Annotated in this window: 12 protein-coding genes; all 12 read left to right on the forward strand. The window is 72.3% G+C overall.

The window, feature by feature from the left end; translation table 11 throughout:
* Positions 1-56: 56 nt before the first annotated feature.
* Entirely contained in the window at positions 57-281 is a 225-nt protein-coding gene (locus F4Y72_06505; GenBank protein MXZ27940.1) for a helix-turn-helix domain-containing protein, read from the forward strand.
* The gene (locus F4Y72_06510) at positions 281-616 is read left to right on the forward strand and encodes a hypothetical protein (protein MXZ27941.1); all 336 of its coding nucleotides are present in this window, start codon (positions 281-283) and stop codon (positions 614-616) included. The genes F4Y72_06505 and F4Y72_06510 overlap by 1 nt, the downstream gene beginning before the upstream one ends.
* 25 nt (positions 617-641) lie before the next feature.
* Positions 642-935 (forward strand): type IV conjugative transfer system protein TraL, encoded by a 294-nt coding sequence (gene traL / locus F4Y72_06515; GenBank protein MXZ27942.1) that lies wholly within the window; start codon positions 642-644, stop codon positions 933-935.
* Positions 936-949: 14 nt separating this feature from the next.
* Entirely contained in the window at positions 950-1,507 is a 558-nt protein-coding gene (locus tag F4Y72_06520) for a hypothetical protein (GenBank protein ID MXZ27943.1), read from the forward strand.
* Positions 1,504-2,277: a hypothetical protein gene (locus F4Y72_06525; GenBank protein ID MXZ27944.1), complete on the forward strand. Its 774-nt coding sequence runs from the start codon at positions 1,504-1,506 to the stop codon at positions 2,275-2,277. The genes F4Y72_06520 and F4Y72_06525 overlap by 4 nt, the downstream gene beginning before the upstream one ends.
* Positions 2,274-3,590 carry a conjugal transfer protein TraB gene (locus F4Y72_06530; protein MXZ27945.1) on the forward strand — a complete coding sequence of 439 codons (1,317 nt, stop codon included), beginning with the start codon at positions 2,274-2,276 and terminating at the stop codon, positions 3,588-3,590. The genes F4Y72_06525 and F4Y72_06530 overlap by 4 nt, the downstream gene beginning before the upstream one ends.
* Positions 3,580-4,239 carry a TraV family lipoprotein gene (locus F4Y72_06535; GenBank protein ID MXZ27946.1) on the forward strand — a complete coding sequence of 220 codons (660 nt, stop codon included), beginning with the start codon at positions 3,580-3,582 and terminating at the stop codon, positions 4,237-4,239. Before F4Y72_06530 ends, F4Y72_06535 begins: the two co-directional genes overlap by 11 nt.
* Positions 4,236-6,812, forward strand: coding sequence for a type IV secretion system protein TraC (traC, locus tag F4Y72_06540; protein MXZ27947.1), 2,577 nt, complete (start codon positions 4,236-4,238; stop codon positions 6,810-6,812). The genes F4Y72_06535 and traC overlap by 4 nt, the downstream gene beginning before the upstream one ends.
* Positions 6,809-7,558 carry a hypothetical protein gene (locus F4Y72_06545; protein ID MXZ27948.1) on the forward strand — a complete coding sequence of 250 codons (750 nt, stop codon included), beginning with the start codon at positions 6,809-6,811 and terminating at the stop codon, positions 7,556-7,558. The genes traC and F4Y72_06545 overlap by 4 nt, the downstream gene beginning before the upstream one ends.
* A gap of 102 nt (positions 7,559-7,660) precedes the next feature.
* Entirely contained in the window at positions 7,661-8,263 is a 603-nt protein-coding gene (locus tag F4Y72_06550) for a hypothetical protein (protein MXZ27949.1), read from the forward strand.
* Positions 8,260-8,889, forward strand: coding sequence for a hypothetical protein (locus F4Y72_06555; GenBank protein ID MXZ27950.1), 630 nt, complete (start codon positions 8,260-8,262; stop codon positions 8,887-8,889). The genes F4Y72_06550 and F4Y72_06555 overlap by 4 nt, the downstream gene beginning before the upstream one ends.
* Positions 8,886-9,683: hypothetical protein (locus F4Y72_06560; protein MXZ27951.1), on the forward strand; the 798-nt coding region annotated here is incomplete at its 3' end. The genes F4Y72_06555 and F4Y72_06560, both read left to right, overlap by 4 nt.

The raw sequence follows: 9,683 nt of genomic DNA on the forward strand, positions 1-9,683 counted from the left end.
AATCCACCACCTCTACGCGGACTTGGTCACCGGGAGGCGTCCATATAGACACTTCCATGAGCGGTCAACCGACCAAGTATCTGGGCACGCGCGAGGCCGCGGCCTTTCTGGGGCTTTCGCCCCGCACGCTGGACCGCTACCGGGTCACCGGCGAGGGGCCGGCGTTTCACAAGTTCGGATCGCGCATCCTCTATGACAAGGCCGATCTGGAGACATGGGCCGCGGCGCGGCGCATGACGTCGACCTCCGACGACCGTGCGCGCGGCCGGAGGGTGGCCTGATGGGCCGCGCGCGGCAAATGCTGGGCAACGCAGGCTCGCCGGACACGTTGCGGACTCTGGCGGTTTTCGCCTTCGCCGCGCTGGCCTTGCTGTTCGGCGCCGAGGCGGCGTTCGCGTCCACGGACACGACGTTCCAGGGGCCGCTCGACACCGTGACCGGCATCGTCGGCGGCACCGGCGGTCAGCTTGCGGCGGCCTTGGCCGTGGGCGCGGCGCTGGTCGGCTCGGTGATGCGGTTCAACACGCAGCAGCTTCTCGGCGCGGTCGGCGTCGGGGTCGCCGCGGGCGCCGGCGTCGGCATCGTCACGGGCCTGGTCGGCACGGCGATCATCTGAGATTGGCCGAGGGCGTCCAACAGAAATGAACGACACCGCGCGCCACACCATTCCCCGCCGTCTCGACGATCCGGAGCGCTGGCTGTTCTGGACCGTGGACGAGGCCGCCGTGCTTTTGGGTCCGGCACTGCTGGGACTCGCCGCCAATGCCTTCGTCACGGGACTCGTGGCCGGCGTCGGCGGCTGGCTGCTGCTGCGCCGGATCAAGCGCGGCGGCGGAGCGCATGTCATGCACTTCGCCCTGTACTGGTTCCTGCCGGACTTCGCGCTGCGCCTGAAGGCCACGCCGCCGAGCCATGTCCGCCGCTACCTGGGCTGAGAGGCCGACGGAGCATGCGACGGGAGGTTCGGGAAGCCGAGCGCCGGAAGGCGCGCGACACGCGCCTCGCGCTGGCGGTGCTGCTGGGGCTGTCGCTTCTCGCGAACCTCGCGCTCTCGGTCGGGATGGCCGGGCGCGAGGCCGTTACCATGCTGGTGCCGGCGGTGTCCGGCCCGGTGTGGGAGGTCGGCGGAAGCTGGGCGGGCCAGAGGTACCTGGAGGACGCGGCGCGCACCGCGGCGGTGACGCTGCTGACGCTGACGCCGGAGAACGCCGGCCACGTGCGCGAGGCGGCCGCCCGAATGAGCGCGGCGGAAGCCCGCGGCGCCATCGGCGCCTGGGTGGCGTCGGAGGCCGAGCGCATGGCGCGTCGGGACCTGTCGAGCGCGTTCTATCCCTGGGGCGTCGAAGCCGACCCGGAGTCGCTGACTGTCGAGGTCCGGGGCGAGCTCGCCACTTGGATCGGGCGCGAGGAGTCGTCCCGCGAGCGCAAAGCCTACCGGATTGCCTTCCGCGTCGACGGCGGACGGCTGGGACTTTTGCGGTTCGAGGATCTGGAGGACGAAGAATGACAACGAATCGTTCGAGGCGCGACCGCGTCGGCGCGCTGGCCGCCGCGTTCCTGATGAGTTTGTGCACGGCGCCCGCGACGGCGGAGCGCGCGGTCGGGACGCGCGTGCTGAACGCCGCCGACCACGCCGAGCTGGCCGCAGAGATATCGGCGGACAGCGTGGTCCGGGTGGCGCTGCTCGGTGACCGGATCGAACGGGTGATCCGCGCACCGGGTACGTTTGCGGTGGAGCACGATCCGGTGGCGGGCGACCTGTATCTCCATCCCGTTGCGGAATCCGCCGCCCCGCAAACGTCTGCCGCCCCGCACGGCCCCGGCGCGCCGCAGGCGCTGTTCGTCGGATCGGAGAGGGGTTCGACCTACCGGCTGAATCTGATTCCGGTTTCCGGCGGGCCGTCGCAGATCCTGGTCCGCAATGCGGACCTCGAAACGGAGGATCGGGCCGCGCCGGTTCCTGAGACCGGCCATGTCGCGGCCATCGCCGGACTGCTCCGGGCGCTGGCGGGCGGCGAGCCGTACCCGAACTACCGGGTCGAGACGGCCGATCAGGATTCCGCCGCCGACATGGACATCGTTCCGGTCGAGGTTTGGCGCGGACCGCGCTTCGAGGCGCTGGTGCTCGCGCTGGGCGTCGGCGCCCCTGTGGACGCTCCGGACCTGGCCGCGGCGCTGGGCCCGGATGTCGTCGCGGTGTGGATCCCGGAACACGGCGCTCGACGCCACGTGGCGGAACGTCTGGCGGTCGCCGTGCGCGAGGCGCGAGCGCAATGAGCGGGGTCAACGGCAACCCGCGGGCGCAGCGCCGGACCGCATCCGACACGCCTGACGGCGGCGCGCGGCAGGTGCGCAACCGCCAGCTCCTGTTGTTCTCGGCGGCCGCGGCCGTGGCGCTGCTCGCGCTCGCCGCGTGGCTGTCCGGCTCCGGCGGCGGCCCGTCCGCGCCGGGCGCGCGGATCACGGCGGAGTTGGCGGGGCCGGACACGGCGGAGGACACCTGGACGCGGCGCTCGGAGGCCCGGATCGGCCGGCTTGAGGCGGATTTGCGCGACGTGCGCAACGCCAACCGGCAACTCGCGGAGGAGAACCGCCGGCTGCTGGAGGAAATCCGCGGCAATGCCGACGAGGCCAAGGGCATCATCGACCGGCTCACGGCGGCGCTTGGCGAGGCTGCGAGCGGCCAAGCCTCGAACGAGCCCGGCCTCGTCGATCCCTTCGGCGGCGGCGACGTGTTCTCCCCGCGCGCCGCGCGCGGCAGTTCCTCTGCCGCATTGGGAGGCTCGCCAAACCAGTCCGCCGCCCCGCAGGGGCCTGCAGCGGCGCAGCCGCCGCAGGGGCTGATCGAGCGGTTCCCGCTCGACGAGCCGTTCTTTCGGGAAGCCGCAGACGAAGACGCCCGGCAACTGTCGGTATGGCTGCCCGCCGGCAGCCATGCCGAGGCGGTGGTGATCGCCGGCGTCGACGCATCCGCCGCAGTCGCCTCCCAGGGCGATCCGCGCCCGGTGCTGCTCAGGATCACGGGACCCGCGTGGACGGCGGCCGAGGACGGCACGGCGCAGGCCGTCGATCTCCACGGCTGCACCGTCACCGGGGCGGCCTACGGCGACCTGTCGTCCGAGAAGGTCTATGCGCGGCTGCGCACGCTTACCTGTTCGGGTGCCGAGCCCGACACGGTGGTCGAGACCGAAGTGGCGGGGTTCGTCGCGGGCGCCGGCAAGGCCGGCGTGCGCGGCCCGGTCGTGAGCCGCGAGGGCGCGCTGGTGCAGAAGGCGTTTTTTGCGGGGCTCGTCTCCGGCGTCGGCCAGGGCGTCTCCAGCGCGTTCGCGCCCCAGGCGGTCGCGACCGGGACCAACACGGCGGCGGTCGCCAACACCGGGCTCGACGATATCGGCCGCGCCGGCATTGGCGCAGGCGCCTCCTCGGCGGGCCGGCGTGTCTCCGACTACCTGATCCGACGCGCCGAGCAGTACCAGCCGGTGATCCAGCTCCAGGCGGGCACCGCGGTGACCGTGGTGTTCCTGGAGGGTACGCGGCTCGACGGGCGGCCCGGCGACCAACCCACAGGGAGAACGAACAATGACGGTTGAGAAACCGAGCAAGCTCCGGCGCGCACTTGCGCCGGTCACAACGGCCGCGGCCGTCCTGGCGCTGAGCAGCTGCGCGGCGACCCATGTGGGCGAGGACTGGCAATGCCCACTCGCCCAGGGCACGCACTGCGCCAGCGTCGCCGCCGCCGATCCCATGGTCGCCCTCACGGATGCCAAGCACCTGGCGGGCGGCGAACTTCTCGCGGGGATCGAACCCCTCGTGGAAGACGGAGGCCGGCTGGACACACCCATCAAATCCAGGACGCCCATTCCGGCGACGAGAGCCCGGCGCCACGCAGCGTTTGGCAGGACCATGAAAGACGGCCGCGGGCGGGATTGTCCCGTGTTCTGCCGCTCCTTCGGCTGGTTCGCCCGGGTGCTGGCCCACGGCGGGGACGGGGCGGAAGCCTCCGCAACGCCGAACGATTCGCCGGACCCCGCCAATGAGGCCGCGGAAAACGGCGATCGGGCAGACGGGCAGACGGCCTCCTCCGGGCCGGACGAACCGCCGCCCGAGGCGCGCGTGCGCCTTCCCGAAACGATCGGCCGCGTCTGGATCGCGCCCTACGTGGACCCGCACGGCGTCTACCGCGAGGCGTCCTGGGTGCGTATCGTGATCGCGCCCGCGGCCTGGAAGCGCCCACGATGATGGCGCGCCTCAAGGACCTGTTCGAGGGCCCGGCGGGACTGGAACCGTGGACGCCGCCGGAAATCCCCGCGGCGCTGCACGGACTGCTGCCCTGGCGCGCCTTCGACGAGACCTCCGAGCTGTACTTCAACGCGTCCAGCGTCGGGTTCGCGATCGAGATCCCGCCGTTCGCGGGGATCGACGCGGAGACGCTGGGCGCGTTGTCGGGCACCCTGGCCGACGCCGCGCCGGAGCGTTGCGTCGTGCAGGCGATCCATTGGGCGAGTCCCCGGTTCGGGGCGGCACTCGACGCTTGGGGCGCGCCGCGGCGCAAGGCCGGTGAAGTGCAATCGGCGATGCGCGCGCGCCGCGAGCGATTGTTCTCGCACGCGGGCTGGCGTCCCCTTCATTTGGGCGGCCCGCCATTCACGCTCTCCGACTACCGGGTATTTGTCTGCGCGGCGCTGTCCGGTCCGCCGGGCCCGGCGCCCGAGACCGCGTTGAGCGGATTTCGCCGGGCGCTCGAAGGCACGCTCGCGTCCGCGGGCGCGTCGGCCCGCCGCCTCGCCCCCGACGATCTGCTCTCGCTGGCGGCGGAGCTCACCGCGCCGGCTGTGAACGAAAGCCGCGACAGCGGCCTAGGCCGTTCCGGCCTGGGCCGCCCCCGGCGGCGCTGGTCGCCGCGCGATCCGCTGCATCTTCAGTGCGCCGCCCCCGGCCGCGCGCTCACGGTCGCGCCCACCGGCCTGGTGTTCCACGATCCCGACGGCACCGACGTGGCGGTGCGGGTGCTCACCGCCTCAGCCTTCCCGGAGGTCTGGCCGGGCTGGCGCGGCAACGCGCTGATCGGCGACTTCCACCGCGAGTTCCTTCAACCGGGCTGCCCGGTGCTGACCTGCCTCACCGTCGTGACCGGCGACGAGGCGGCGGTCGACCGCGCGGTCTTCAAGGCCGCCCGCGCCACGCAGCAGGCGGGCACGGGCATCGCCCGCTATCTGCCGGGACTGCCCGAAAAGGCCCGAGACTGGCAGTTCGTGACCGAACGGCTCAAGGGCGGCGAGCGCCTCGTCCGGGCCTGCTACACGGTCGCCGTGTATGCCCCGGCGGCAGCCGTCGACGAGGCGGAGCAGGCGGTGCGCGCCATCTATCACGGCCAGGGCTGGCGGATGGCGGCGGAGCGGTACGTGCAGTTACCGTCGTGGCTCGCCGGCCTGCCGATGGTTCCGGCGGGCGGGCTCGCGGACGATCTCGAGCGCATGGGCCGCATGAAAACCCTGATCACTTCCGCCGCCGTCAACCTGGCCCCCGTTCACGGCGAGTGGCGCGGCCAGGGCTTTGCAGCCGGCAACGGCTCGCCCGACACGCCCCCGGCGCTGCTGCTGATCGGGCGGCGGGGACAGCCCGCGGGCTGGTCGCCGTTCGCCAACACGGCCGGCAACTACAACGTCGCGGTCACGGGCAAGTCCGGTTCCGGCAAGTCGGTGCTGATGCAGGAACTGGTCGCCGGCATCGTCGGCGCCGAGGGCGAGGCGGTGGTCATCGACGACGGGCGCTCCTTCCAGCACACCGCGGAGGCGCTGGGCGGCACGTTCATCGCGTTCGGCAAGGACGCGGCCTGCCTCAACCCGTTCGCGATGATCGATTCGGCCGCCGCTCAGGCGGATGGCGACTACCGGGAAGAGTGCTTCGCGATGCTCGCCGGCGTGCTCTCGCGCATGTGCCGGAGAAGGGGCGCCATCGACGACATCGAGGCGGCGCTGATCCACGAGGCGATCGCGGCGGCCTGGGACGAGGGCGGCAACGCGGCCGATCTGGCCGCCGTGCGCAAGCACCTTCAGGCTCGAGGCGACCTACGCGCCGCCGACATGGCCACCGCGCTCGGCCCCTGGTGCCCGGGCGGGTCGATGGGCCGGCTGTTCGAGGGCACTTCCGTGCCGGACCTCGGCCGGTCGGTGACCGTGTTCGAGCTGGCGGAACTGAAGGGCCGGGGCGACCTGCAGGCGGTGGTGCTGATGCTGGTGGTGTTCCTCGCCACGCAGCGCATGTACCACGGCGAGCGGACGCGGGCCAAGGCCATCGTCATCGACGAGGCCTGGGATCTCCTGTCCGGCGACGACAGCCGGGCCTTTCTCGAGGGCGCGGCCCGCCGGGCCCGGAAATACCGGGGCTCGCTCGTGACCGGCACGCAGTCGGTGAACGACTACTACGCCAATCCCGCCGCTCGCGCCGCTTGGGAGAACTCCGACTGGGTGATCTTCCTGGCGCAGAAGGACGAGTCGGTCGAACTCCTGAAGTCCGAAAAGCGCATCCACTGCGATCCGGGCATGGAGCAGGCACTGAAGAGCCTGACCACCGCGGACGGGCGGTTCGCCGAACTCGTGCTGCACGGCCCGGACGGCTGGCGGGTGGCGAGATTGGTGCTCGATCCGTGGTCGGTGGCGCTCTACTCCTCGCGCGGGGACGCGTTCGCCGAGGTCGAGCGGCTCAAGGCCGGAGGGCTGACGACGGTCGAGGCCATCGACCGGATCGTCGGGGAGGAACGTCCGACCGCATCCGAAACGCAACCCGCGAGCCATGACGGAGGACAACAATGAACGTATCCACGACCGGGGCCGCGCGGTCCCGCTCCGCGCAGCGGTGGCCGGGGGACCCGTCCGGGCTGACGGCCGCGGGCATCGACTTCGAGGCGCTGGCGCACGTACTGGCGAACACCTGCCGCTGGGGCGGGAGAACGCGCCGGTTCTACTCGGTAGCGCAACGGGCGGTCGTGGCGAGCGAGGCCATCGCATCGCTGGACGGGCTGAAGCCGGAAGAGCGCCGGACCTTGGCATTGCGGGCGCTGCTCGCCGACGCGCGGATCGCCTGGCTCGGCGACGTCGAAGCCGGTGGTTCGACGTCGGCGCGCGCCGCGGAGCGTCACCGGCGTGACGGCGCGGCCATCGACCGCGCGGTGCTTGAGGCTGCGGGACTCGATGGTGTGCCGACGCCGGAACAGAACGACCTGCTGCGTTTCGTCGCGCGCATGACCGACGCGGCCGAGCGCCGCGATCTGGACGGCGCGGGCTTCGGCCGGGATGCCGGCGTGGCGTTCCCGCCGCTGAAACGCCGCATCCGCCCGGTCGAGCCGGGCAAGGCCGCGCGGCTGTGGCTCAAGCGCTTCAGGGAACTCACCGCCCCGCCCGCCGGGGCGGGCGCAAGTCCGGCCGGCGCGCAGGCGCCTGCCGGAAACGCAACCGATCACGAGGAGAAAAACGATGGCGCGCACCTGGCGAGGACACAACGAGAGGAAACGCAGCATGGGACGGAGCCGGAAAGCCAAGGCCGCGCGCGCGCGGCTTGACCGTCGGCGCGCCCCGAAGCTGAGGACGGTCCGCGACGCCGAGGCCGTGTTCCGCGCGGCCGTCCTCGCGGGGCTGCTGTCCGCCGAGCGTTCCGACCCCCGCTGGGCCGGCCACTACCTGTACATGTTCCACGACGAGGACGGCACGGGCTGGTTCAAGCACCGGGACACCCGCGCGTACGTGCCGTTCCCGGCGAGAAGGCAGGCGGCGGGCGGCGCGAACGGGGAGTACGGGACGTGAGCGAGCTGAGGCTACTCGGCTGCGCCGTGTTGCTCAATCTGGGCGTCGCGGCGGTTCTCGGCGCGGGGATCGCGCGGTACATGGTCGAGACGATCCCGCGCATCGCCACCGTCGCGTTGACGGAGCTGGTGGCCGAGCACGCCGAAATCGCGGCGAACGCCGGCGGGAGCCCGGAAGAAACGGCGGCAGCGACGCGCGCCTGGGCCCGAGCGCTGGAGAACGCGCTTCGCCAAGTCGCCGAGCGTCACGGGGCGGTGCTGCTGCCGATCCGCGGCGTGGCCGCCGGCGCCCCCGACCTCACGGCCGAAGTGCGCGCGGAGATCGCGCATGCGCTGGCTCATGGCAGTGCCCTGGCGGGCGGCAGGGTGCTGGCGCACGGCAATGTCCCGGCGCACGGCAGTGTCCCGGCGCAGGACGATGTCCTGGCGGACGACCACCCGGCAACACGGGAGGAACGGCCATGAAGGCTCCGCGAATCGCCTCGCATGGGCGCGGGAAGCGCGAACGCGGACATGCCGCGCTGGTCCTGCTGCTCGGCCTGCTGGCGCTGTGGCTGACGATCCTCTCCCTCGTGCACTTCAACGCGAGCTGGTCCGACGACGCCTGGGGCTACCTGCGCCTGCCCCTGTTCGGGGAACCCGAGTTTGGCGCAACGGTGATGTTCGAGCCGCCGGATGACTTGGGATCCCCGGTGCCGTATCTCAAGACGGTCCTGGGTCTGCCGGGCGCGGCGGTCGACGTGGACGCCGACGGCACGGTGCGGATCGACGGCACGGCGGTCGGCCGAGCCAAGCCGAACGCACTCGACGGCCGCCGGCTGGCGCCGGTCGCGTCCGGGACCGTTCCGGCCGGCCACTACTACCTGCACGCGGATCATCCCGACAGCCACGACAGCCGCTACGCGGAGATCGGGCTGGTGCCGCTAGAGCGCATCTTGGGGCGCGCCGTGGCGCTGCCGGACATCCCCTGGCTGGGGCTCGACGGCCCGCTGGCCGGGCCGGAAACAATCCATGACGGCGGCGCTGCCCAGCACAGGAAATCGCGGGACGCAGTCCTGCCGCACGCAGTGCTGCCGGGGGCGGGCCGATGACGGGCCGCGCATTCGGCTTGGCGGCATGGACCTATCTGGCCATGCTGGGACTGGCCGCCTCGCCCGCGCTGGCGCGCGATCTCGGCGTGCGCGGCGCGACCTGGCCCATCGCCGAAACCGACCTGCTGACGGACATCGAGACCCGGCTCACCGTCATGGAGCGCTCCGGCGAACTGGCGCGGCTGGAAGACGATGCGCGGGAACGCGCCCGGCGTTCCCTTGAGCAACCGGAGCCCGTGCCCGGCATCGTACCGGCGACCGAATACCGAGCCCGCGCGTTCGACCCGTCCATCGTCGTGGCCGAGGACATTCTCGGATCCGACGACGAAATCCTCGCGGCGGCGGGCACCCGGATCGACCCGTTCGAGCACGCCGCCCTGACGGCCGACGTGCTGTTCGTCGACGGACGGCGCGAGGCGGAAATCGCCTGGGCGCTGGCGCGCGAACGGCCCGCGAAAATCGTGCTGCTCGCCGGACGGCCGCTCGACCTCATGCGTCGCCATGGACGGCCGTTTTACTTCGACCTCGGCGGGCGGCTCGCCGAACGGTTCGCGATCCGCGCCACCCCCACCGTGCTGTCCCCCGGCGGGGAGCAATCGGCTGGCGCGGCCCTTGGCAGGGAGCGATCCCTTGACGGGGAGCGATCCCTTGACGGGGAGCAAACACCCGGCCGGGGGCAATCCCGGGACGCGGAACATGCCAGGAGCGGCAATCGCCTGCTGCTGACCGAAATCCCGGTCCGGGACCGGCCGCCGGCCGGCTGCGCCCCGCCATCCGAATCCATCCCTCAACCC

The sequence above is a fragment of the Gammaproteobacteria bacterium genome (assembly GCA_009838035.1).
Taxonomy (GTDB): Bacteria; Pseudomonadota; Gammaproteobacteria; order Steroidobacterales; family Foliamicaceae; genus Foliamicus.

Bases quoted from the DNA above. Each gene is read 5' to 3' on its own strand.
- F4Y72_06530 (MXZ27945.1), top strand. From the start codon at position 2,274: ATGAGCGGGGTCAACGGCAACCCGCGGGCGCAGCGCCGGACCGCATCC.
- F4Y72_06525 (MXZ27944.1), top strand. From the start codon at position 1,504: ATGACAACGAATCGTTCGAGGCGCGACCGCGTCGGCGCGCTGGCCGCC.
- F4Y72_06545 (MXZ27948.1), top strand. From the start codon at position 6,809: ATGAACGTATCCACGACCGGGGCCGCGCGGTCCCGCTCCGCGCAGCGG.
- F4Y72_06520 (MXZ27943.1), top strand. From the start codon at position 950: ATGCGACGGGAGGTTCGGGAAGCCGAGCGCCGGAAGGCGCGCGACACG.
- F4Y72_06555 (MXZ27950.1), top strand. From the start codon at position 8,260: ATGAAGGCTCCGCGAATCGCCTCGCATGGGCGCGGGAAGCGCGAACGC.
- traC (MXZ27947.1), top strand. From the start codon at position 4,236: ATGATGGCGCGCCTCAAGGACCTGTTCGAGGGCCCGGCGGGACTGGAA.
- F4Y72_06535 (MXZ27946.1), top strand. From the start codon at position 3,580: ATGACGGTTGAGAAACCGAGCAAGCTCCGGCGCGCACTTGCGCCGGTC.
- F4Y72_06505 (MXZ27940.1), top strand. From the start codon at position 57: ATGAGCGGTCAACCGACCAAGTATCTGGGCACGCGCGAGGCCGCGGCC.
- traL (MXZ27942.1), top strand. From the start codon at position 642: ATGAACGACACCGCGCGCCACACCATTCCCCGCCGTCTCGACGATCCG.
- F4Y72_06510 (MXZ27941.1), top strand. From the start codon at position 281: ATGGGCCGCGCGCGGCAAATGCTGGGCAACGCAGGCTCGCCGGACACG.